Origin of the sequence: Mycobacterium sp. 852013-50091_SCH5140682, from assembly GCF_001665685.1 — a bacterium.
Lineage (GTDB): Bacteria > Actinomycetota > Actinomycetes > Mycobacteriales > Mycobacteriaceae > Mycobacterium.
Map to the genome: position 1 here is coordinate 131,898 of NZ_LZTB01000018.1, position 23,879 is coordinate 155,776.

20 protein-coding genes are annotated in these 23,879 nt (G+C 67.5%); 16 read left to right on the forward strand and 4 right to left on the reverse strand.

Going from position 1 to position 23,879, the window contains the following annotated elements; genetic code table 11:
• Positions 1 to 14 precede the first annotated feature (14 nt).
• The 10 genes from dxr (at position 15) to A5784_RS07520 (ending at position 10,877) form a co-directional block, all read left to right on the forward strand.
• Positions 15 to 1,226 (forward strand): 1-deoxy-D-xylulose-5-phosphate reductoisomerase, encoded by a 1,212-nt coding sequence (gene dxr, locus A5784_RS07475; RefSeq protein WP_064943824.1) that lies wholly within the window; start codon positions 15 to 17, stop codon positions 1,224 to 1,226.
• On the forward strand, positions 1,223 to 2,449 hold the full coding sequence (locus tag A5784_RS07480) for a M50 family metallopeptidase (protein WP_064943826.1): 1,227 nt from the start codon (positions 1,223 to 1,225) through the stop codon (positions 2,447 to 2,449). Before dxr ends, A5784_RS07480 begins: the two co-directional genes overlap by 4 nt.
• A gap of 31 nt (positions 2,450 to 2,480) precedes the next feature.
• A complete protein-coding gene (gene ispG / locus A5784_RS07485; RefSeq protein ID WP_036425901.1) occupies positions 2,481 to 3,614 on the forward strand; it encodes a flavodoxin-dependent (E)-4-hydroxy-3-methylbut-2-enyl-diphosphate synthase in 1,134 nt (377 codons plus the stop codon).
• A gap of 56 nt (positions 3,615 to 3,670) precedes the next feature.
• Positions 3,671 to 4,525 carry a GNAT family N-acetyltransferase gene (locus tag A5784_RS07490; protein WP_064943828.1) on the forward strand — a complete coding sequence of 285 codons (855 nt, stop codon included), beginning with the start codon at positions 3,671 to 3,673 and terminating at the stop codon, positions 4,523 to 4,525.
• A 151-nt stretch (positions 4,526 to 4,676) separates the two neighbouring features.
• On the forward strand, positions 4,677 to 6,497 hold the full coding sequence (locus A5784_RS07495; protein WP_064943830.1) for a penicillin-binding transpeptidase domain-containing protein: 1,821 nt from the start codon (positions 4,677 to 4,679) through the stop codon (positions 6,495 to 6,497).
• 46 nt (positions 6,498 to 6,543) lie between these two features.
• On the forward strand, positions 6,544 to 7,131 hold the full coding sequence (locus A5784_RS07500) for a DUF1707 SHOCT-like domain-containing protein (RefSeq protein WP_064943832.1): 588 nt from the start codon (positions 6,544 to 6,546) through the stop codon (positions 7,129 to 7,131).
• Between the two features lie 61 nt (positions 7,132 to 7,192).
• Positions 7,193 to 8,050, forward strand: a complete 858-nt coding sequence (gene map, locus A5784_RS07505) for a type I methionyl aminopeptidase (protein WP_064943910.1) — start codon at positions 7,193 to 7,195, stop codon at positions 8,048 to 8,050.
• Between the two features lie 61 nt (positions 8,051 to 8,111).
• Positions 8,112 to 9,557, forward strand: a complete 1,446-nt coding sequence (locus tag A5784_RS07510; RefSeq protein ID WP_064943912.1) for a cobyric acid synthase — start codon at positions 8,112 to 8,114, stop codon at positions 9,555 to 9,557.
• Positions 9,558 to 9,566: 9 nt separating this feature from the next.
• A complete protein-coding gene (locus A5784_RS07515; protein ID WP_064943834.1) occupies positions 9,567 to 10,226 on the forward strand; it encodes a hypothetical protein in 660 nt (219 codons plus the stop codon).
• A gap of 87 nt (positions 10,227 to 10,313) precedes the next feature.
• Positions 10,314 to 10,877 (forward strand): alpha/beta fold hydrolase, encoded by a 564-nt coding sequence (locus tag A5784_RS07520; protein ID WP_064943836.1) that lies wholly within the window; start codon positions 10,314 to 10,316, stop codon positions 10,875 to 10,877.
• A gap of 16 nt (positions 10,878 to 10,893) precedes the next feature.
• Here A5784_RS07520 and ngg read toward each other — a convergent pair whose 3' ends face one another.
• From ngg to A5784_RS07535, 3 genes are all read right to left on the reverse strand, one after another.
• On the reverse strand, positions 10,894 to 12,684 hold the full coding sequence (gene ngg / locus A5784_RS07525; protein WP_064943838.1) for an N-acetylglutaminylglutamine synthetase: 1,791 nt from the start codon (positions 12,682 to 12,684) through the stop codon (positions 10,894 to 10,896).
• Positions 12,681 to 14,489: an N-acetylglutaminylglutamine amidotransferase gene (locus tag A5784_RS07530; protein ID WP_064943840.1), complete on the reverse strand. Its 1,809-nt coding sequence runs from the start codon at positions 14,487 to 14,489 to the stop codon at positions 12,681 to 12,683. The genes ngg and A5784_RS07530 overlap by 4 nt, the downstream gene beginning before the upstream one ends.
• Positions 14,490 to 14,617: 128 nt before the next feature.
• Entirely contained in the window at positions 14,618 to 16,195 is a 1,578-nt protein-coding gene (locus A5784_RS07535) for an amino acid permease (protein WP_064943842.1), read from the reverse strand.
• A gap of 173 nt (positions 16,196 to 16,368) precedes the next feature.
• Here A5784_RS07535 and A5784_RS07540 point away from each other — a divergent pair, with 173 nt between their 5' ends.
• From A5784_RS07540 to A5784_RS07560, 5 genes are read left to right on the forward strand one after another with little or no spacing between them, the layout of a single operon-like run.
• Positions 16,369 to 17,736, forward strand: a complete 1,368-nt coding sequence (locus A5784_RS07540; protein WP_064943844.1) for a glutamine synthetase family protein — start codon at positions 16,369 to 16,371, stop codon at positions 17,734 to 17,736.
• 22 nt (positions 17,737 to 17,758) lie between these two features.
• Positions 17,759 to 18,490 (forward strand): gamma-glutamyl-gamma-aminobutyrate hydrolase family protein, encoded by a 732-nt coding sequence (locus tag A5784_RS07545; protein WP_232005969.1) that lies wholly within the window; start codon positions 17,759 to 17,761, stop codon positions 18,488 to 18,490.
• The gene (locus A5784_RS07550) at positions 18,487 to 19,863 is read left to right on the forward strand and encodes an aldehyde dehydrogenase family protein (protein ID WP_064943848.1); all 1,377 of its coding nucleotides are present in this window, start codon (positions 18,487 to 18,489) and stop codon (positions 19,861 to 19,863) included. Before A5784_RS07545 ends, A5784_RS07550 begins: the two co-directional genes overlap by 4 nt.
• Complete coding sequence (locus A5784_RS07555) at positions 19,864 to 20,637, forward strand: 3-oxoacyl-ACP reductase (protein ID WP_029373334.1); 774 nt, start codon at positions 19,864 to 19,866, stop codon at positions 20,635 to 20,637.
• A 17-nt stretch (positions 20,638 to 20,654) separates the two neighbouring features.
• Complete coding sequence (locus A5784_RS07560; RefSeq protein ID WP_064943850.1) at positions 20,655 to 21,398, forward strand: FadR/GntR family transcriptional regulator; 744 nt, start codon at positions 20,655 to 20,657, stop codon at positions 21,396 to 21,398.
• Positions 21,399 to 21,477: 79 nt separating this feature from the next.
• Here the strand turns inward: A5784_RS07560 and A5784_RS07565 are convergent, their stop codons facing one another.
• A complete protein-coding gene (locus tag A5784_RS07565; protein ID WP_064943853.1) occupies positions 21,478 to 23,406 on the reverse strand; it encodes a hypothetical protein in 1,929 nt (642 codons plus the stop codon).
• A gap of 95 nt (positions 23,407 to 23,501) precedes the next feature.
• Here A5784_RS07565 and A5784_RS07570 point away from each other — a divergent pair, with 95 nt between their 5' ends.
• Positions 23,502 to 23,831, forward strand: coding sequence for an ArsR/SmtB family transcription factor (locus A5784_RS07570; RefSeq protein WP_197514658.1), 330 nt, complete (start codon positions 23,502 to 23,504; stop codon positions 23,829 to 23,831).
• Positions 23,832 to 23,879: the final 48 nt, after the last annotated feature.

The following is a 23,879-nucleotide window of genomic DNA, read 5'->3' on the forward strand; positions in this document are numbered from 1 at the left end:
GGCACAATGTAGCGGTGACGGGATCCGGCGAGCAGGAGCGAAGCGACCAGGGGAATACGGCGCGGCTGCGCGTGCTGGTTCTCGGCAGTACTGGGTCTATCGGCACACAGGCACTGGAGGTCATCGCCGCCAACCCCGACCGCTTCGAAGTGGTGGGCCTGGCCGCAGGCGGCGGTAACCCCGAGTTGCTCGCGGCGCAACGCGCCGCAACAGGCGTCACCAGCGTCGCTGTCGCCGATCCGGCCGCCGCGGCGCACATCGGTGACGTCACCTACAGCGGCCCCGACGCCGTCACCCACCTCGTTGAGAACACCGAGGCCGACGTCGTCCTCAACGCACTGGTCGGGGCGCTCGGCCTGAAACCCACGCTGGCCGCGTTGGCCACGGGCGCCCGGCTGGCGCTGGCCAACAAGGAGTCGCTGGTAGCAGGCGGTCCGCTGGTGCTCAAGGCGGCCGCGCCGGGCCAGATCGTGCCGGTCGACTCCGAACACTCGGCGATGGCGCAGTGCCTGCGTGGCGGCGCCCCCGAGGAGGTCGCCAAGATCGTGCTCACCGCCTCGGGCGGTCCGTTCCTCGGCTGGTCGGCGACCGACCTCGACGGCGTGACCCCTGAACAGGCAGGCAAGCATCCGACCTGGTCGATGGGGCCGATGAACACGCTCAACTCGGCGACCCTGGTCAACAAGGGCCTGGAACTCATCGAGACCCACCTGCTGTTCGGCATCGACTACGACCGCATCGAGGTGGTGGTGCACCCGCAGTCGATCGTGCACTCGATGGCGACGTTCACCGACGGCTCCACCCTGGCCCAGGCCAGCCCGCCGGACATGAAACTGCCGATTGCGCTGGCCCTCGGCTGGCCGGCCCGGGTACCCGGCGCGGCAGCCGCCTGCGATTTCACCACTGCGTCGACCTGGGAGTTCCTGCCGCTGGACAACGAGGTGTTCCCCGCCGTGGACCTCGCGCGGCACGCGGGCAAAGGTGGTGGCTGCCTGACCGCGGTCTACAACGCGGCAAACGAAGAGGCGGCCGAGGCGTTCCTGGACGGACGCATCCGGTTCCCGGCGATCGTGCAAACCGTCGGTGACGTGTTGCACGCTGCCGACCAGTGGGCCGCCGAACCCGCTACCGTGGAAGACGTACTCGACGCACAACGCTGGGCCAGGGAGCAGGCGCAGCGGGCCGTCGAGCGGGAATCCACCAGAAGAGGTCTCGTCAACAAATGATGTTCGCACTGGGTATCGCGGCGTTCGCGCTGGCCATCCTGGTCTCGGTGGCCCTGCACGAATGCGGCCACATGTGGATCGCGCGGGCCACCGGGATGAAGGTCCGGCGGTACTTCGTCGGCTTCGGCCCCACGCTGTGGTCGACCAAGCGTCCCAACGCGCTGGGCGAGACGGAATACGGCATCAAGGCCATCCCGCTGGGCGGATTCTGCGACATCGCCGGTATGACGTCGATGGACGAGATCGCGCCCGAGGACCGGCCGTACGCGATGTACCGGCAGAAGGTGTGGAAGCGCGTCGCGGTGCTCTTCGCCGGGCCCGCCATGAACTTCATCATCGGACTGGTGCTGATCTACGGCATCGCGGTGGTCTGGGGCCTGCCCAACCTGCACGCGCCAACCGGTGCCGTCGTCGGTGAAACCGGCTGTCTGACAAGCGAAGTCAGCAAGGGACACCAGGGGCCCTGCATCGGCCCCAGCCCAGCCGCGCAGGCGGGTATCAAGCCCGGCGACACCGTGGTCAAGGTCGGCGACCAGGACGTGAAGACCTTCGCCGAGATGGCCGCCGCAGTGCGCAAGGCCACCGGCCCGACCCAGATCACCGTGGAACGCGACGGCAAGCCGATCACCACCACCGTCGACGTCGCCCAGACCCAGCGCTTCATCGCCAAGGACGGCTCCAGCGAGGCGACCCCGGCCCAGGTCGGAGCCATCGGCGTGAGCGCGGCCCAGTTCGGCCCCACGCAGTACAACGCGCTGTCGGCGGTTCCCGCGACGTTCACCTTCACCGGCGACCTCTCGGTCGAGCTGGGCAAGTCGCTGGCGAAGATCCCGACCAAGGTCGGCGCGCTCGTGCACTCCATCGGTGGCGGGCAGCGCGATCCCGAAACCCCCATCAGCGTCGTCGGCGCGAGCATCATCGGCGGTGAGACCGTCGAGGCCGGGCTCTGGGTGGCGTTCTGGTTCTTCCTGGCCCAGCTGAACTTCGTGCTGGGCGCGGTGAACCTGGTGCCGCTGCTGCCGTTCGACGGCGGGCACATCGCCGTCGCCACTTACGAGAAGCTCCGCAACATGATCCGTTCGGCTCGCGGCAAAGTCGCCGCCGGGCCGGTCAATTACCTCAAGCTCATGCCTGCCACGTACGTGGTGCTCGCGGTCGTGGTCGGCTACATGCTGCTGACCGTCACCGCGGACCTGGTCAACCCGCTCAGCATCTTCCAGTAAGAGAGGCACCGTGACATCGATCGGTTTGGGTATGCCCGCCCCGCCACCGCCCGTGCTTGCGCCCCGGCGCAAGACCCGCCAACTCATGGTGGGCAACGTCGGCGTCGGGAGCGATCACCCGATCGCCGTGCAGTCCATGTGCACCACCAAGACCCATGACGTCAACTCGACACTGCAGCAGATCGCCGAGCTGACCGCGTCGGGCTGCGACATCGTGCGGGTGGCCTGCCCCCGGCAAGAGGACGCCGACGCGCTCGCCGAGATTGCCCGGCACAGCCAGATCCCGGTGATCGCCGACATCCACTTCCAGCCCAAGTACATCTTCGCCGCGATCGACGCGGGGTGTGCGGCCGTCCGCGTCAATCCGGGCAACATCAAGGAGTTCGACGGCCGGGTCAAGGAGGTCGCCAAGGCGGCAGGCGACGCGGGCATCCCGATCCGCATCGGGGTCAACGCAGGCTCACTCGACCCGCGGTTGCTGAAGAAATACGGCAAGGCCACCCCGGAGGCCCTGGTCGAATCCGCGTTGTGGGAAGCCTCGTTGTTCGAAGAACACGGCTACGGCGACATCAAGATCTCGGTCAAGCACAACGACCCGGTGATCATGGTGGAGGCCTACCGCCAGCTGGCGGCGCAATGCGATTACCCGCTGCACCTCGGCGTCACCGAGGCGGGCCCGGCATTCCAGGGCACCATCAAGAGCGCGGTGGCGTTCGGAGCGCTGCTCAGCGAAGGTATCGGCGACACCATCCGCGTGTCGCTGTCGGCTCCGCCCGCCGAAGAGGTCAAGGTCGGCAATCAGATCCTGGAGTCGCTCAACCTGCGGCCGCGCGGCCTGGAGATCGTGTCGTGCCCGTCGTGCGGGCGAGCGCAGGTCGACGTGTACACGCTGGCCAACGCGGTGAGCGCGGGCCTGGACGGGCTCGAGGTGCCGCTGCGGGTGGCCGTGATGGGATGTGTCGTCAACGGCCCCGGCGAGGCGCGCGAGGCCGACCTGGGTGTGGCGTCCGGCAACGGCAAGGGCCAGATCTTCGTCAAGGGCGAGGTCATCAAAACCGTGCCAGAGGCACAGATCGTCGAGACGCTGATCGAAGAGGCGATGCGACTTGCCGAGCAACAGGGTTCGGGTGATGCGAGCGGTTCCCCGGTGGTGACCGTAAGCTGAACGTGACCTTGTGAGCAGGGTCACCACCGCCCCGGGTTGAGCAGAGAGAATCGCCGATGTCGGCTCCGCCAATTTTCCGCCTCGTCGACGAGCGACGGGTATCGGTAGCGCGCGATGCCGCCGCCGTGCTGCAGGTGCTCGACGAAGATCCGGTCGGATCGTGCATGGTGGCCTCGCGCGTCGCCGAGTTCGGGGTCGAACCCGGCGCGATCGGCGGCGAGCTGTGGACGCGGCGGCATGTCACCGAATCACTCTGTTACGCAGGCCCCAATCTGATCCCGTTGCGCGGCAGCCTCGATGACCTCAAGGCGTTTTCCGACAAGGCGATGAGTGTGCCGCGCCGGTGCTCGTCGCTGGTGGGGCACGCACAGTTGGTGTTGCCGATGTGGCAGCGTTTGGAATCGGTGTGGGGTACCGCCCGCGACGTGCGCGAGCAGCAGCCGTTACTGGCATTGACCGCCATGCCGCAGTGCCCGATCGACCCGGCGGTGCGGCCCGTGCGGATGGAAGAGCTCGACGCCTATCTGGTGGCCGCGATCGACATGTTCATCGGTGAGGTCGGTGTCGATCCGCGGTTGGGCGACGGCGGCCGCGGATATCGCCGTCGCATTGCGGGGCTGATCGCGGCGGGGCGGGCCTGGGCCCGATTCGAACGCGGCGAAGTGGTGTTCAAGGCCGAAATCGGTTCGCAGTCACCAGGTGTCGGTCAGATCCAGGGTGTCTGGGTGCGCCCGGATTGGCGCGGTCACGGCCTGGGCACCGCGGGCACGGCAGCGTTGGCCGCAGCGGTGGTCGCCTCGGGTCGCATCGCCAGTCTCTACGTCAACGACTACAACACGGTCGCGCGCGCCACCTATGCGCGGATCGGTTTCGATCAGGTCGGCGTTTTCGCGACCGTGCTGATGGACTGAGTTTCAGCCGCTCTGATCGCATCTGCCACGCCTGCACCCGCCGCGACACGCCCGCGGACGACGTCGCAACAGTGAGCTCACATACGCGTCTCGGTTCGATTACGGTGCGCCTCCAACCATTCCGGTCTGCACGTTCATAACATCAGCCTCAATGGCAACGCGAACATCATCAGTAACACGGACCGCCGGCCTGCTGACCGTGGCAACGGTTGTGGCGGCCGTCGCGCTCAGCGGGTGTACGCCGCGGCCGGACGGACCTGAACCGGCCGCCGAGAAGTTCTTCGCAGCACTGGCCACCGGCGACGCCGCGGCGGCAGCGGCACTGTCCGACAAACCGCCCGAGGCCAAGACCGCATTGACCGAGGCGTGGTCGGGGCTGCAGGCGACGCGGCTCGACGCGCAGATCGTGGGGTCGAAGTACGCGCAAGACACCGGCAGTGTGAACTACCGCTACACGTGGCATCTGCCGAAGAACCGCACCTGGACCTACGACGGCCAGCTCAACATGGTGCGCGAAGAGGGGCGCTGGGAAGTCCGTTGGAGCGCAACAGGATTGCACCCTCGACTGGGCGAACACCAGACCTTCGCGCTGCGGGCCGACCAGCCGCGCCGCGCGTCGGTCAACGAGCACGGCGGCACCGACGTGCTGGTTCCGGGCTACCTCTACCACTACGGGCTGGACGCCAGATCCGCCGGCGTCGCGCTGATGTCGACGGCCAAGGCGGTCGCCGACGCGCTGCGCCCGTTCGACCCGACGTTGGACGCCCAGCAACTGGCCGAGCAGGCGAGCTCGTCGGCTCAGCCATTGAGCTTGATCACGCTGCGCCAATCCGACCATGACCGCGTCGCCCCGGCGATCGCTGCGCTGCCCGGCGTCGTCGTCACGCCGCAGGACGAGATGTTGCCCACCGACGAGACGTTTGCGCCGGCGATCGTCAACGAGGTCAAAAAGGCCGTGGTCGACGACCTCGCGGGGCAGGCAGGCTGGCGGGTCGTCACCGTCAACCAGAACGGCGTCGACGTCGACGTCCTCAACGAGGTGCCCGGCAACCCGGCACCGTCGGTCACCATCAGCCTCGACCGGGCCGTGCAGAACGCCGCGCAGAACGCGGTGAACACAACCGGGCGCAAGGCCATGATCGTCGCGATCAAACCGTCGACCGGAGAAATCCTGGCCGTCGCACAGAACGCGGCCGCCGACGCCGATGGGCCCATCGCCACCACCGGTCTCTTTCCGCCCGGGTCGACGTTCAAGATCATCACCGCGGGTGGCGCCATCGACCGCGACATGGCCAACCCGAACACGCTGCTCGGCTGCCCCGGCACCTTGGAGATCGGGCACCGCATCGTCACCAACTACGACGCGTTCGACCTCGGTGTCGTGCCGATGTCACGCGCTTTCGCCAATTCGTGCAACACCACGTTTGCCGAGCTGGCCAGCAGGATGCCGCCGCGGGCGCTCAACGAGGCTGCCAAGCAGTACGGCATCGGCCCCGATTACCACGTCGACGGCATCAGCACGGTGTCCGGCTCGGTCCCTCCGACCGTGAGCCTCGCCGAACGCACCGAGGACGGTTTCGGTCAGGGCAAGGTGCTGGTCAGTCCGTTCGGCATGGCGCTCGCGGCCGCGACGGTGGCGGCGGGCAAGACGCCGGTGCCGCAGTTGATCGAAGGGCACCAGACGACCATCGACGACGCGGGCGCCCCGATCTCGCAGAAGATGATCGACGGGCTGCGCCCGATGATGCAGCTGGTGGTCACCAACGGCACGGCCAAGGAGATCAACGGTTTCGGCGACGTGCGCGGTAAGACCGGTGAGGCCGAATACAACGGCGGGTCCCACGCCTGGTTCGCCGGCTATCGCGGGGACCTCGCCTTCGCGGCCCTGATCGTGGGCGGCGGCAGCTCGGAGTACGCGGTGCGGATGTGCAAGACGATGTTCCAGGGCCTGCCGCCCGACTATCTGGCGTGATCTGCGGTACCTGCGGTAGCACCAATCCCGGTAACCTGGACGGGTCATGACCGGGATCAATGAGCAATCGGTGGAGCTGCGCGTCTCCGACGCCGACCGCAACGGCACGTTGCGGCGGCTGCACAACGCCGTCGCGCTCGGGCTGATCGCCATCGACGAGTTCGAGGAGCGCTCCGCGCTGGTGTCCCGGGCGCGGCTGCAGGCCGACCTCGACGCACTGGTCGGCGACCTGCCCGGGCCGGGAGCGATCGTCACCTCCGCGGCCGACCGCGTCGAGCTGCGAGGCGTCATGGGCTCGCTCAAACGCCAGGGCGAGTGGACGGTCCCGACGCGCCTCGCGCTCGTGCGCCGGATGGGCTCGGTGGAGCTCGACCTGACCCGGGCCCGCTTCGCAGGCCCGATCGTGGTCGTCGAGCTCGACCTCAAGTTCGGTTCGCTGGAGATGCGCCTGCCCGACGGTGCGAGCGCCTCGATCGACGATGTCGAGGTGATCGTCGGCAGTGCCACCGATCGCCGTCGCGACGCACCGGCCGACGGAACTCCGCACGTCATCCTCGCCGGCCGGGTGGTGTGCGGGTCGGTCGACATCCGCGGTCCGCGCAAGGGGTGGTTTGGCCGCGGCCAGCGCAGCTAGCGTCGGTATCGCGGGTCCACTGGTGACTCGCCCGGTGCGGCCGGTCGGTACCCTGACGCGTATGTCTGTTCGTGCTGCCCTGCGTCCCGGCGTGCTGTCACCGACCCTGCCGGTGCCCAAGTCGATCCCGCGTCCCGAGTACGCCTGGAAGCCGACCGTGCAAGAAGGCAGCGAACCGTGGGTACAGACGCCCGAGGTGATCGAGAAGATGCGGATCGCCGGGCGCATCGCGGCCCAGGCGTTGGCCGAGGCGGGCAAGGCCGTCGCACCCGGGGTGACCACCGACGAGCTCGACCGGATCGCCCACGAGTACATGATCGACCACGGTGCCTATCCATCGACGTTGGGCTACAAGGGGTTTCCGAAATCCTGCTGCACGTCGCTCAATGAGATCATCTGCCACGGCATCCCGGATTCGACCGTGATCGAGGACGGCGACATCGTCAACATCGACGTCACGGCCTACATCGACGGCGTGCACGGCGACACCAACGCCACCTTCCTGGCCGGCGACGTATCCGAGGAACACCGGTTGCTCGTCGAGCGCACGCACGAGGCCACGATGCGCGCCATCAAGGCCGTCAAGCCGGGACGTGCCCTGTCCATCGTCGGGCGGGTGATCGAGTCGTATGCAAACCGGTTCGGCTACAACGTGGTTCGCGATTTCACCGGCCACGGCATCGGCACCACTTTCCACAACGGCCTGGTGGTGCTGCACTACGACCAGCCCGCTGTGGAGACCGTGCTCGAGCCGGGTATGACGTTCACCATCGAACCGATGATCAACCTCGGCGGCCTGGACTACGAGATCTGGGACGACGACTGGACCGTGGCCACCAAGGACGGCAAGTGGACCGCGCAGTTCGAGCACACGCTGGTGGTCACCGAGGACGGCGCCGACATCCTCACCTTGCCGTGACCCGGCCCGCGTGAGCGGCGCACTGCTGGTCGCCGGAACCACATCCGACGCGGGCAAGTCGATGGTGGTCGCGGGCCTGTGCCGGCTGTTGGCGCGCAGGGGAGTGCGGGTCGCGCCGTTCAAGGCGCAGAACATGTCCAACAACTCGGCGGTGACCGTCGACGGCGGTGAGATCGGCCGGGCCCAGGCCATGCAGGCGCGCGCGGCGGGGCTCGAACCGCACACCCGGTTCAACCCCATCCTGCTCAAGCCCGGGTCCGACCGGACCTCTCAGCTGGTGCTCCGTGGCCGCGTCGCGGGCTCGGTGGCCGCAGGCGACTACTTCACCCACCGCGAGCGGCTCGCGGCCGTGGTGGCCGACGAATTAGCCTCGCTGCGAGCCGAATTTGATGTGGTCATCTGCGAAGGCGCCGGATCGCCCGCCGAGATCAACCTGCGCGCAACGGATCTGGCGAACATGGGTCTCGCGCGCGCAGCGGATCTGCCGGTGATCCTGGTCGGCGACATCGACCGCGGCGGGCTGCTGGCCCACCTGCACGGCACCGTCGCGGTTCTCGAACCCGCCGACCAGGCCCTCATCGCCGGATTCGTCGTCAACAAGTTTCGCGGCGACCCGACGCTGCTCGAACCCGGCCTGCGGCAGTTGCACGCGCTGACCGGCCGCCCGACCTACGGCGTGATCCCGTTTCACGACGGCATCTGGCTCGACACCGAGGATTCGGTGTCGGTGCGGGCGGGCGGACTCGTCGGGCCGCCTCAGCCACCGCGCGGTGAGCAGACCCTGACGGTCGCGGCCATCCGGCTGCCCCGCATCTCCAACTCCACCGATGTCGAGGCGCTGGCCTGTGAACCCGGGGTCGACGTGCGGTGGGTGGCCGACGCGGCCGACCTCGCCGGCGCCGACGTCGTCGTGATCCCCGGTAGCAAGGCCACGGTCAGTGACTTGGCCTGGCTCACCGAGCGGGGTCTCGCCGAGGCGATCCGCACGCACGCCGCGCAGGGCCGCGCCGTGCTCGGGGTGTGCGGGGGATTCCAGATGCTGTGCCGCCGGATCGACGACTCCGTGGAGTCCCGGGCAGGCACTGTCGCGGGACTCGGGCTGCTGGCCGCGGACATCGTGTTCGATCCCGAGAAGACGTTGCGCCGCTGGCAGACTCCGCTGTATGGCTACGAGATCCACCACGGCCGGGTCGTCGGGAGTGAGGAACAGGACTGGCTGGGCGTGGGTATCCGGCGCGGTGCCGTTTACGGCACGCACTGGCACGGCCTGCTGGACAACGACGCGGTCCGCAGGTCGTGGCTCACCGAGGTCTCGCACGCCGCAGGACGCACCGGATTCGTCGTTGCCGACGACGTCGACGTGGCCGCCCGCCGCGATGCACAGCTCGACCTGATGGCCGATCTGCTGGCCGAACATCTCGACATCGACGCGGTCTTGGATCTGCTCGCACGCGGAGCGCCGAGCCGACCGACCATGAAGACGGCGCTGGACGGGCCGACTGGGTAGCCTGGGCCCATGATCGGGGCTCGGGTGGCTGTGCCGTTGCTGGCCCTTCTGCTCACCGGATGTGCGACTGTCGTGTCCGGGACGCCGACCTGGCCGGGCGCCACCCTGGAGAAGGTGCTGCTGACCGCCGCCGATTTCCCGGCCGGCGTGCAATACGACCGCATCGTCGAAAAACCCGGCCAGCCGGACGGGACGGGTGCGCCGCCGTCGATGCTGTCGAATCCGCAGGGCTGCTCCGACGGCCTCACCCGGGTGATCGCCCGCTCGGCCGACCGCGGCCCTGGCAGTGCGGGCAAGTACGTGCTGTCCTACGACGGTGCCCGCATGGTCATCACCGTGCTGACCTCGCCGCTGCCATTGGACCAGCTCGACGCGACCGCGCAGCGATGCGCGCAATTCCGGACGTTCTTCGATCCGGGCGACGCAGGCATCCCGATCACCACCACCAAGCTGGCGACGCAACGGCCCGCGGAGTTGGTCTACCAACAGACGATGCAGCTGAGCGGGTCGGACAGCAGTGCCTACTTCGCGTTCGAGAACATCGGATCGTGGTCGGTGTTCGGAGTGACCTTCCCGACGCAGAACCCCGCCATACCCGTCAAAGCCACCCTGCCGCAGACCTTCCTCGACGCGTTCGACCAGCAGGTGCACCGCATCCAAGCGCGTTGACATCACCGCTGACAGAACCGTTTACGCTCGCGTCAAGGACCCGTTGATTTCCGCCCGCTCGCCGCATGCTGGCGGTAGGTTGTCCCAATGCTGACCACCGTGCCGACCATCGACGGGTTCTCTGTGCCCGTCGATGTGGCAGGCCCCGACAAGGGTTCGGTAGTCGTGCTGCTCGGCGCCGGCCATCACGGTCCCGCAGCCTATGGCGCGGTATGTCAACGGCTGCACACGGCATCGCTGCGAACCGTCATCATCGCGCCGGATCCGCGGCTGACGGCCAAGTCGGTCGTCGGCATCCTGGATGCCGTGGACGTCAAATGGTCGGTGCTGGTCGGGGACCGCCTCGGTGGCGAGCTGGCCTGGGAATTGGCGGCGACGCGGCTGGACCGGTTCACCAGCCTGGTGGTCGTGGATCGCGGACACCCGCGCGTCGCCGATCTCACCGGGGCGATCCGCGACGAGGACTGCCCCGCAGTGGAGATGAACACCACCGCCCTGGTCAGCACGCCGGCAGCCCGCGCGGTGGCCAAGGCCAGTCAGCGCTACGTCTACGGCGACTTCCGCTTGGTGGAGATGCTCGGCCGCCGCAACGCGCAGGAGTCCACTGCGCAGCTGGCCGCCGAGATCGTCATGCGCACGAGCACCTGGTAGCCCGGCGGCTCGGTCCTCACGCCGTCGGTGACGGCGTCCACGCCTGCGGCAGACCCGGTTGCCCGGGGAACAGGTAGTCGACGAAAGCTGCTGCGGTGGGCTGTGGTTCGTGATTGGCCAGCCCGGGCCGCTCGTTGGCTTCGACGAACACGTAGTCGCGGCCTGCCACATCGGGCACCAGCAGGTCGATGCCCGTGACCGGGATACCGATGGCCTGGGCCGCCGTCACCGCCACGCGGCACAGTTCGGGGTTCACCTCGGCGGTGACGTCGTGGATGGTGCCGCCCTGATGCAGGTTCGCCGTGCGGCGCACCCGCAGCCGTTCGCCCTCGGGCAGCACGTCGTCGAGCGACCAGCCGGCCTCGGCGACCGTGCCCGTGGTGACGTCGTCCATCGGGATGCGCGACTCGCCACCGGTCGCCGCTGCCCGGCGGCGGCTCTGCGCCTCGATGAGCTCGCGGATGGTGTGCGCGCCGGTTCCGGTGACCTCGGCCGGGCGGCGGATCGCGGCCGCCACCACCTTGCCGTCGATCACGACCAGCCGAAGATCGTCGCCGGGCGCGCGCTGCTCGATGAGCACCTCGGGGTGCTGCTCGCGTGCCCGCTCCAGGGCCGCATCGAGTTCGGCGTCGCCGTCGACGCCGACGGTGATGCCCTTGCCCTGCTCGCCACGCGTGGGTTTCACCACGACATCGCCGACCTCGGCGAGGAACTCGTGATCACCCTGGTCGAATGTGGCCAGCCGACCCTTGGCGACGGTGATGCCCGCCTCGGACACGATGCGCCGGGTCTGGCGTTTGTCGTCGCAGCGCGCCATGGCCACCGCGGAGGTGAACTCCGACAACGACTCTCGCGTGACGACGCTGCGGCCGCCGTGTGACAGGCGCATCTCACCCGCGCCGGCGTCGAGCACCTCGACCCAGATGCCGCGCCGCATCGCCTCGTCGGCGATGATGCGGGCGTACGGGTTCAGGTCGTCGACGGTCTCCGGGGGATGAGTGAACAGCGGCTCGTTGATGGCGTTCTTGCGTTTGACGGCCAGCACCGGCACCCGCTGAAAGCCGAGCTTCTCGTACAGCGCGATCGCCGCGGTGTTGTCGTGGGCCACCGACAGGTCGATGTAGGATCGTCCCCGGTCGCGGAAGATACCGGCCAAGGTGCGGGTCAAGGCCTCGCCCACCCCGGGCAGCCCGGCGGTCGGATCGACGGCCAGCGACCACAGGCTCGACCCGTTCTCCGGATCGCTGAAGAGCTTGTGGTGATCCACCCCGGTCACGGTGCCGATCACCGAGCCGTCGTCGTCGCGCACCGCCACCAGGTAGACCGCCGAACTGCGGATGTGGTTGTCCCAGATGACCTCGACCGGAGCGGGCACCATGCCGCACCGCACATAGACCCGGTTCATCTCGTCGGCGTCGTCGCGGACCCGCAGCGTGCGGATGGTGAACCCGATGGGTTCGGGCGCGGTGAAATCGTCGGTGAACCGCAACCGGTAGGTGTGGCTCGGATCGATGAACAGCTCGGCAGGCGAGCGGGCGATCAACACGTGCGACTCGCGCGCGTAGATGCAGATGTCGCGCCGACCCGGGCCCTCGTGGCCCAACACCTCGGCCAGCTTCTCGGGATCGGCGAAGGTCTGCCCGAAAATCAGCCGGCCCCAACCGAGTTCGAGGACCACGTCGTCGGCCATGGCATCGACGAGATGCTGTGGCGACGCGTCGTGCAGGCCGAGTGTGATGGCCTCGGTGTGGTCGTCGTCGGCGTGCACGCCCGCGCGATTGCCTGCGTCGGGATCCACGCTGGTCATGCGGCCGCCCCCGTGATGCCGTGCCGCTGCAGCCAGAGTTCCAGCAGGGCGATCTGCCACAGTTCGTTACCGCGCAGCGGCGTGAGCCTGCCGTTCGGATCGGCCAGCAGCCGGTCGACGGCTTCCGGTCGGAACAGCCCGCGTTCCTTGGCTTCCGGTGCGTAGAGCGCGTCGCGGACCATGTCGAGGTAGAGACCTTCCAGGTGGGTCAGGGCAGGCACCGGGAAGTAACCCTTGGGCCGGTCGATGACCTCGGCCGGGATCACCCGTCGCGCAGCCTGTTTGAGCACGCCCTTGCCGCCGTGCGCGGTCTTGAGCTCGGGCGGGCAGGTCGCCGCCAGCTCCACCAACTCGTGGTCGAGGAAGGGCACCCGGCCCTCCAGCCCCCACGCCATGGTCATGTTGTCGACGCGTTTGACCGGATCGTCGACCAGCATCACCGTGGTGTCCAGGCGCAGGGCCCGGTCCACGCCGGTCTGCGCGCCGGGCGCGGCGAAGTGCTCGGTGACGAACGCACCGCTGGGATCCGCGGTCGCGGCCCGGTACGCCTCGCTGATCAACGCGTTCACCCCGATGGTGTCCCGGTCGAAGAACGCGCCGCGGTAACTGGCCACCGCACCGTCGAGCGTCGCCGCCCCGGGCTCGGCCATCGGGGGATACCAGTGGTAGCCGGCGAACACCTCGTCGGCGCCCTGTCCGGACTGCACCACCTTGACGTGCTTGGCGACCTCTTGGCTCAGCAGGTAGAACGCCACGCAGTCGTGGCTGACCATCGGCTCGCTCATCGCGCCGATCGCGTCGCCGAGGGCGGGCAGCATGCGGGCGGTGTCGATGCGGATCTGGTGGTGCGCCGTACCGAATCGGTCGGCGATGATGTCGGAGTACTTGAACTCGTCGCCCGCGACACCGCCGACGGACTCGAATCCGATTGAGAAGGTGGCCAATCCGTGTTGGCCGGCCTCGGCGAGCAACCCGACGATCAGGCTCGAGTCGACGCCGCCGGACAGCAGGCAGCCCACCGGGACGTCGGCGACCAGCCGGCGCTCGACCGCCTGCCGTAGCGACTCCAACACCGCGTCTTCCCAGTCCCGTTCGGACCAGTCGGCGCGGTCGGCACGGCGGCTGAAGTCCGGGGACCAGTAGGTGGTGGTGCGGACCGCGCCGTCGGGTTCGATGGCGACCACCGACGCGGGCGGCACCTTGCTGACGCCGCGCAGGATGGTGCGGGGCTGCGGCACCACCGAATGGAAGGTCAAGTAGTGGTGCAGCGCGACCGAGTCGATCCGGGTGTCGACGCCTCCGCCGGCCAGCAGTGCCGGCAGGGTCGACGCGAACCGGATCCGGTGCGCGTCCTGCGTCAGATACAGCGGCTTGATGCCGAGACGGTCGCGGCCCAGCAGAACCCGGCCGGTGTCACGTTCGGCGATCGCGAACGCGAACATGCCCTTGAGGTGTTCGACGAAGCGGTCACCCCAGTGGTGGTACGCCTTGAGCAGCACCTCGGTATCGCTGTGCGAGAAGAACCGGTACCCGTGTCCGGACAACTCGCGGCGCAAGTCCCGATAGTTGTAGATGCAGCCGTTCCAGCTAAGAGCCAACCCCAGTTCGGGGTCGACCATCGGCTGGGCGCCTGCCTCGGTCAGGTCAATGATTTTCAGTCTGCGGTGGCCCAGGGCGACCCGACCTTGCGACCACACACCGGCCGCGTCGGGACCCCTGAGCGCCATCGCCTCTGCCATGGCCGACACCGCTGAAACATCCGGTGTACGGCCATCGAGGCGCACCTCTCCGGTGGCTCCACACATCAGTTCGACCCTACAAGGATTACGCGCCGGTGTCTCACTCGCGGCGTGTCGCGCCTCGTCTCCGCAGGTCAGAAACATGCGTATCGGGTACGCACCGAGCTTGTGAGTTCAGTGCGTACCCGGGTCCGTCAGACTTTCGGAGTCTCCAGCTGCTTGATGGGTCCGGTGAACCAGTGCTTGACCGACACGTGCCAGTAGACGAACAACAACAGCAGCACGCCGCCGACGAGCAGCGGGGTGTAGTTGACGAACTTCCACTCGAAGCTCGGGTCCCACGGCATACCGCCCAGCGAAGTCGGGAACATCGCGATGATCGCGGTCACGATGATCTCGGCAATGGCGACCGGCGCCATCCACTTGTAGTTGCTGCCCAGGTTCCACCGACCCTGCTCGAACGAGTCGCCTGCCTTCCACCGGTAGTAGATCGGCACGGCGAAGCACAGGTACAGGCCGACCACACCGATCGAGACCACCGCGAAGAACGCGACCGGTGACGGCACCTCGACGCCGTTCACGGGAATCTTCACCGGCACGATCGCGGGCAGCGTGATGATGGCCGCGATGGTCGCGGTGATCATGACGGCATTGGCGGGCACCCTGGTGGCGTTGACCTTCGACCACAACTGATGTCCCGGCACGGCCCGGTCGCGGCTGAACGCGAAGAGCATGCGCGAGGCGCTGGTCTGGCAGGCCGTGGTGCAGAACAACTGCCCGGCGGTCGAGATGAGCAACACGGCGCCGGCCCACTTGGAGCCCAACGCCTGGGTGAAGATCGTCGCGACCGCGCCGCCGTTGGCCGACACCTCATCGGCGTTCTGCACGGCAAAGAGGAAGGACAGCAACAGGATCCAGCCGCCGATCGCCGAGTAGAAGATGGACTGCCAGATGCCCTTGGCTGCGGCGTTCGCGGCGCTCTTGGTCTCCTCGGACAGATGGGCGGACGCGTCGTAGCCGGTGATCGTGTACTGCGTCAGGATGGCGCTGATCGGCAGCACGAACAGGAGCCAGCCCCAACCGGACGTGGAGCCCGAGAAGATGCCGGAGTTGTTGATCGTCTTGGCGAACACGTCGGAGACGCTGGCGTGCTGCGCGGGCAGCAGCCACAGGATTGCGATGACCGCGGCCGCACCTGCGACATGCCACCACACCGAGATGTTGTTGATGACCGCCAGCAGGTGCGACGAGAAGATGTTGATGACCGCCGAGACCACCAGGATGATCAGGAACATGATGAACACCCGGGTCAGGCTGTAGCCGGCGAGCCAGCTTTCGCTGAACGTCCCCAGGGTGAGATCCAGGAAGGTCGCGCTGCCATAGGCAACCGACGCCAGGATGGCGATCAGTCCGATGAGGTTGAGCCAGCCGGTGTAGAACCCCGCTTTGGGGCCACCGAGTTTCGAGGCCCACCAGTAGATGCCGCCGGACGTGGGATAGGCCGAAACCAGTTCGGACATGCACAACCCGATGATGAGGATGAAGGCCGAGACGATCGGCCAGCCCCATGCGATGGCGGCCGGGCCGCCGTTGTTCCAGCCGAGCCCGAACGACGTGAAACACCCCGCCAGGATCGAGATGATCGAGAACGAGATGGCGAAGTTGGAGAAACCAGACCAGGACCGATGGAGTTCCTGGACGTAGCCGAGCTTCGCGAGATGTTTTTCGTCGTCGGTGAGGTCTTCGGTGAGTTCTTCGTGCCCCTCGGGCATGGCGCCTCCTCATGGCAGGGCGGTGGGCGGTATTCCAGGACAATAAAGCTTTATTGGTCTGTTGTCCTACCTTTCGACTGGAAAATCGTGCATATTAAGGAGGCGATCGACCGTCCGTCGTGATCGCAATGGTCGACTTTCCGTCACGTAACCGACGGGCAGGAAGGTGCGCAATGAGCCCCAACCGCGGCATGCTGGCACAAGGCGATCTGGAGCAAATGGTTGCCGCCGGTGAGATCGACACCGTGATCCTGGCGTTCTGCGACATGCAGGGACGGCTCACCGGCAAGCGGGTGTCGGCGCGGCTGTTCGTCGAGGACGTCGCCGCCCACGGCGCCGAGTGTTGCAACTACCTGATGGCCGTCGACGTCGAGATGAACACGGTGTCGGGCTATGCCACCTCCAGCTGGGAGACCGGCTATGGCGACATGGTGATGCGGCCCGACTTCGCCACCTTGCGGTTGATTCCCTGGCTGCCGGGCACCGCGCTGGTGATGGCGGATCTGTTCTGGCTCGACGGGCGCCCGGTCGCCGCGGCGCCGCGTGCCATCCTCGACCGCCAGATCGATCGGCTCAGCGAGCGTGGACTGGTGCCCTATGCGGGTACCGAGCTCGAATTCATGGTGTTCGACAACAGCTTTCGCGAAGCCTGGGCAGCGGGTTATCGGGGCCTGACGCCGGCCAGCGACTACAACATCGACTACGCCATGCTCGCGTCGACCCGGATGGAGCCCTTGCTGCGCGACATCCGCCTCGGCATGGAAGGCGCGGGCATGTACTGCGAGGGCGTCAAGGGGGAGTGCAACCTGGGCCAGCAGGAGATCGCGTTCCGCTACGACCACGCCAGGATCACGTGCGACAACCACACCATCTACCGCAACGGCGCCAAGGAAATCGCCGATCAGCACGGCAAGAGCCTGACGTTCATGGCGAAGTTCGATGAACGCGAAGGCAACAGCTGCCACATCCACATCTCACTGCGGGGGGATGACGGCAGCGCCGTGTTCGCCGACAGTGCCGACCCGCTCGGCATGTCGCCGATGTTCCGCAGCTTCATCGCCGGCCAGCTCGCGACCATGCGTGAGCTGACCTTGTTCTACGCGCCGAACATCAACTCCTACAAGCGGTTTGCCGACGGCAGCTTCGCGCCGACCGCCGTCGCCTGGGGGTTGGACAACCGCACGTGCGCGTTGCGGGTGGTGGGTCACGGCCACGGCATGCGCATGGAGAACCGGGCGCCCGGCGGCGACGTCAACCAATATCTGGCGATCGCCGCGCTGATCGCGGGCGGCCTCTACGGCATCGAGCGGGAACTCGAACTGCCGGAGGCATTGGCGGGCAACGCCTATGCCAGCGGTGCCGAGCGGCTGCCGACCACGCTGGCAGAAGCGGCCGGGTTGTTCGAGAAGTCCGAGATCGCCCGCGAGGCGTTCGGCGACGACGTCGTCGAGCACTACCTCAACAACGCTCGGGTGGAGTTGGCTGCCTTCAATGCCGCGGTGACGGACTGGGAAAGGGTGCGGGGTTTTGAACGGCTCTGACGCTCACCCGCAGGCTCGCCCCGTGATCGGCGTGAGCACCTACCTGCAGCAGGCGCGGACCGGGGTGTGGGACGTCCACGCCAGTTTCCTGCCTGCCAGCTACATCGAAGGCGTCAACCGGGGCGGCGGCACCGTGGTGTTGCTGCCGCCGCAACCCGACGGCGCGGCGGTGGCCGACCGCGTGCTCGACGGGCTCGACGGGCTGGTGATCAGCGGCGGGCGTGACGTCGACCCGGCCGCGTACGGTCAGCCTCGTCACCCCCTGACCGACGAACCCGTGGGCTACCGCGACGAATGGGATTTCGCCCTGGTGCGCGCGGCGCTGCGGCGCGGGTTACCGCTGCTCGGAATCTGCCGCGGCGCACAGGTACTCAATGTCGCGCTCGGTGGCACGCTGCACCAGCATCTGCCCGACGTGCTCGGGCATACCCATCATCAGCGGGGCAATGCGGTGTTCAGTACGTCGTCGGTGCAGACGGTGCCGGGTACCCGGCTCGCCGCGCTGATCGGGGATCACTCCGACGCGCAGTGTTACCACCACCAGGCCATCGACCGGCTCGGCGACGGTCTGGTGGTCAGCGCCCGCGACACCACCGAGGGCGTCATCGAAGCCGTCGAGAGGGATCCGGCACTGCCGGGTGACGCGTTCGTGCTGGCGGTGCAATGGCATCCCGAGGAACGTCTCGATGACGTCCGGCTGTTCAGCGGCCTGGTGGAGGCCGCCAAAACGCATGCTACAGAGAGGGTTTCATGAGCACTGCGCAAGTCATCAACCCGGCCACCGAGGAGGTGCTGCGTACCGTCGACCTGCTCGACGAGGCGGCGGTCGACGACGCGGTGGCCCGCGCCGGGGCCGCACAACGGCGCTGGGCGCGGTTGGCGCCTGCGGAGCGGGCCGGGGCCTTACGGGCCTTCGCCGCGGCCGTCGACGCCCATGTCGACGAACTCGCAGCGCTCGAGGTGGCCAACTCCGGGCATCCGATCGGACAGGCCGAATGGGAGGCCGGCCATGTCCGCGATGTGCTGCAGTTCTACTCGGCGACCCCGGAGCGGTTGAGCGGCAAGCAGATTCCGGTGGCCGGTGGCCTGGACGTGACGTTCCACGAGCCGCTCGGCGTCGTCGGGGTCATCACGCCGTGGAATTTCCCGATGCCCATCGCGGTATGGGGCTTCGCCCCCGCACTCGCGGCGGGTAACGCCGTGCTGCTCAAGCCTGCCGAATGGACCCCGCTGACTTCGATCCGGCTCGGTCAGTTGGCTGCCGCGTCCGGTCTGGATCCGGATCTGTTCCAGGTGCTGCCCGGCAAGGGATCTGTGGTGGGGGAGCGCTTCGTCACCCACCCCGGCGTGCGCAAGGTCGTGTTCACCGGTTCCACCGAGGTCGGCACACGGGTGATGGCGGGAGCCGCGGCACAGGTCAAGCGCGTCACGCTGGAACTGGGCGGCAAGAGCGCCAACATCGTCTTCGACGACTGTGACCTCGAGCGTGCGGCCGCCACGGCGCCGTACGGGGTATTCGACAACGCCGGTCAGGATTGCTGTGCCCGCAGCCGGATCTTGGTGCAGCGCAACGTCTACGACCGTTTCATGGAATTACTGGAGCCCGCGGTCAAGGGTGTGGTGGTCGGTGACCCGGCGCAACGTGGCACCGAGATGGGACCACTGGTGTCGCGTCCGCACTGGGAATCGGTGGCCTCCTACGTGCCCGACGACGCCCCCGTGGCATTCCAAGGGTCCGCTCCTGACGGCCCCGGATTCTGGTTCCCGCCGACGGTGTTGACTCCGCAGCGCTCCGACCGGACCGTCACCGAGGAGATCTTCGGTCCCGTGGTCACGGTGCTGCCGTTCGACGACGAGGCAGCCGCCGTCGAGCTCGCCAACGACACCCGCTACGGATTGTCGGGTTCGATCTGGACCGACAACCTCTCGCGCGCCGTGCGGGTGTCCCGCGCGGTCGAAGCGGGCAATCTCAGCGTCAACTCGCATTCGTCGGTGCGCTACAACACCCCCTTCGGCGGCTTCAAACAGTCCGGTCTGGGCCGCGAGCTCGGGCCCGACGCGCCACTGTCTTTCACCGAAACCAAGAACGTCTTTTTCGCAGTAGAAGATCGAGCAGAGGAGCTCTAGATGGACCTGACTCAGCGTCTGGCAGGCAAGGTCGCCGTCATCACCGGAGGTGCCAGCGGTATCGGCCTGGCCACCGGCAAGCGGCTGCGGGCCGAGGGCGCCACGATCGTGGTGGGCGATATCGACCCCGCCACAGGCAAGGCCGCCGCCGACGAGCTCGAGGGCCTCTTCGTCGCCGTCGACGTCGCCGACCAGGCCGCGGTGGACAACCTGTTCGACACGGCCGCATCGACTTTCGGCAGCGTCGACATCGCGTTCAACAACGCCGGGATCTCGCCGCCCGACGACGATCTCATCGAGAGCACCGAACTGCCGGCGTGGCAGCGCGTGCAGGACGTCAACCTCAAGAGCGTGTACCTGTCATGCCGCGCGGCGCTGCGGCACATGGTGCCCGCGGGCAAAGGATCGATCATCAACACCGCGTCGTTCGTCGCGGTGATGGGCTCGGCCACCTCACAGATCTCCTACACCGCGTCCAAGGGCGGCGTGCTGGCGATGTCGCGGGAGCTCGGCGTGCAGTATGCGCGCAGCGGCATCCGGGTCAACGCCCTGTGCCCCGGCCCGGTGAACACCCCGCTGCTGCAGGAGCTGTTCGCCAAGGATCCTGAACGCGCGGCGCGGCGTCTGGTGCACATCCCGCTGGGCCGGTTCGCCGAACCGGAGGAGCTGGCGGCGGCGGTGGCGTTCCTGGCCAGTGACGACGCGTCGTTCATCACCGGCTCGACATTCCTCGTCGACGGCGGCATCAGCTCGGCCTACGTGACACCGCTGTGACACGCTGATAGCTCGTTATGACAGCCGACCCGGACCCGCAGCAGTCGACCGCCCCCACTGTGGAGACGGCCGACGCTCTGCTGCGGCCGGTCCGGCTGGGCAATGCGTTCGAGGACACCGTGGGCCGGCTCCTGGAGACCATTCGCCTCGGCGTGCTGGCCCCCGGCGAGTCGCTGCCGCCGGAACGTGAGCTCGCCGCGCGGCTGGGGGTCAGCCGCGACACCGTGCGGGAGGCGATCAAATCGCTGGCCGATGCCGGTTACCTGGTGTCGCGGCGGGGCCGCTACGGCGGCACGTTCCTGTCCGAGCAGCTGCCACGGCACACCACCGAGGCGGCTCGGCCCAGCCGGGAGGAGATCGACGACGCGCTGCGGCTGCGCGAGATCCTCGAGGTGGGCGCGGCCCGGATGGCAGCCGGGCGCACGCTCAGTGCAGCCGAACGCGACGGTTTGTTCTCCAGACTCGCCGATGTCCGGGATGCGGCGCCGGACGACTACCGCAGACTGGATTCCCGCCTGCACTTGGCGATCGCCGAGGCGGCGGGCTCGCCGTCGCTGGTGCCGCTGGTCGCGGAGAACCGGATGCGGCTCAATGCCCTGCTCGACCAGATCCCGCTGCTGGCGCGCAACATCGCCCATTCCGACGAACAGCACGAAGCCATCGTCATCGCGATCCTGGCCGGTGACGCCGACGGCGCCGCAGACGCCATGCTGGCCCATGTCGCCGGATCGGCCGCGCTGCTGCACGGCTTCTTGGACTGAGCACGCAGCACCGCGACTGAGCGTGTCTGTTGCGCGGCACGCCGCAAAACGGCGGCATTCTGCGCACGCTCGCGCGGGGCTAACTGTGGTTCGCCTTCCAACTACGATGGCGCATCGCGGATTTCCGTGCTGCCTTGGCGAGCTTGCGGTCTGGATGGTGGCGACCGAGCGTGTCGAGCACAGCCTCAGTGTATGGAGAGGGGTACCGCCACATCTGATCCAGCGCGTCATACTGGTCGGCGGTATTCGGCGCCTCGGAGAATAACTCGCACAGCTCGTCGGGATTGTCGAGCGAGGCGGCAAGCACGTCAATGAACTCCCCGATACCGATGCGGTCGCCGACTTCAGTCTCGTCGGCCAATCCGCGGGACAGCAGATACAGCGCTGCGTGACCCCCGGCCGGGCCATCGAGGAGGACCCGCACGGCCAGCCCGACGTCGTAGGAGTCGAACGAGTCCAGCGTTGCAATGCCCTTGAGCCGCAGGGCTGGACCATCGGTCGACCCAACAAAGTCAACGATCTGACGGATGCGGTCGGCGACATCAGCGGAAGGTTGCCAAGCGTCGATCACTGACTGCCGCTGTTCGTCGGTCACCATGTCCAGCGTCGCGATCAGAACGTGCGCGGGAGCGTCGGCGATGTCGTCGACACGCCGCAAGTGATAGCCGGCCTCTTCGAGGTGGCGGGGCACCACGTGACGGCCGAGCGCTGTGAGGCGGATGACTCCACCGGTCCGATACGGCGTGAAGCTGCCGGATACCTCGCGGCGGCCCGTCCACTCGACGACGCCGGCGTCCGCGAGGGTTTGGAAGATGCGGCTGACGTCGGACCGTGCCAGTTTCTCAATGCTCTTCCACTGCGGCCAATAAGGTTCGATCTGGTCGCGAAGCATCGGTGTGACGAGTTCGACCAACTCATCGACATCGCCAGCCCCGCCGGGGCCGAGGATGCCGGCAAGCCAATGCACGACCCCAGAATCGAGCAATTCGGCGATCAGTTCGAGAACCTCATAGCCGGGACGGCGGGAGCTGAGCGGTCCAAGCTCGATGATCGCGTCATAGATCGCCGTCGCCTGATCAGTCACGGACTTGCGGGACCAGTTTTTCAGCCCAACCAGGCGGCCCTTGTGAACGCGGACGGCACCGGCTTCTTTCGCGATGTCGACGATCGAGGTCAGCCCGGGAAGATGCGCTGTCGTGCTGGTCCGGAAAATCTGGTCGCCGATTTGGGGGTCCATCTGGTCGCCGGTGTCGAGCAGCGCGATGAGTGCCTTACCGTCCGCCCGTTTGATGTTGCCGCGGTCGGTGAGCGGCTTCCCTGCTGAGCCGAGGTAGTCTCGCAGCGCTCCGATCGTGCCCAGCAACGGCGCGGCAGCGGCGACGGATTCGACCTCGGAGGCCGGTGGTGGCACGTACACGAACGGGAGCTCGGCCGGTTCGTCGACGACAACCCCGTCTATGGCCGGTGCCTGCTCGTCGGCGAGCTGTGTTTGGAATTCGGTCATTCGGGACAGCAGCTCGGCTTCCAGTTTGTCTGCCGGCATCTGCTCGGGTTTCGCAAGTAGTTCGAGATAGGTCGGCTTGCCTTTCGGGTTGAAGCCGGGATGGTACAAGATCGTTTTGGGGTCGATCGCCGAATCAGCCATGAAGGTGTGAAGGGCGGACGCCAGGCTCGTGGCTAGGTGGCTCAATCCGACACCGCGCCGGTGTCCGCCGTTCAACCTCCCGGTGTCACCGAGGAATTCGAGAAATGCACCTATCGAGAAGCAGAATGTGGATGCCTCCTCGGCCGATATCGGCTGTGAGTTTTCGGGAATCCAACCGAGCAGGAACTCGACGATGTCGTCGTTGTTGACGGTGCTGAGAGCGTCGGCCGAGCGCGCTTGATGCCAATTGACGAAGACGCCGGCGTTGGTCGAGGTGTCGGCGGGGTAGGGGTCGCCGGCCGACCTCATGAATGACTCGAACTCAGCAAGCAACTCGTCAGCGGTCGTGTTGAGGTCGTCCAACAGTGTCCATTCGGCGGTTGATCGGGTCCCGCCCTTAACCTACGCCCCGTGTCCAGGTGAGCGCTGTCGGCTCATTCCTGGGCTACATTCAAATCGTGGACCAGCTCGAATCCCAGGTGCAGGTCGAGCGGGCGGCCTCGGCGCTGGCCGACGTCGACACCGCGGGCTGGGCGCGCCGCTTCGACCTCCTGTCGGATCCGCACCGGCTGGAGATCCTGCTGTGCCTGCACCGAGCGCCCGGTATCTGCGTCGGTGACCTCGCCGCCGCGCTGGGACGTTCGGAAAATGCTGTCTCCCAGGCGCTTCGGGTGCTCCGCGATCAGGGCTGGGTGAGTTCCGTCCGGGTGGGGCGGATGGTCAGTTACCGCCTGGAGGACGAGGTCGTCCACGATCTGCTGCACTGGCTCGGCGCCCGGCACGGATGAATTATCTGTTTATCTAGACAGATGAAAAGGTGAGTTCTACGCTCGGGC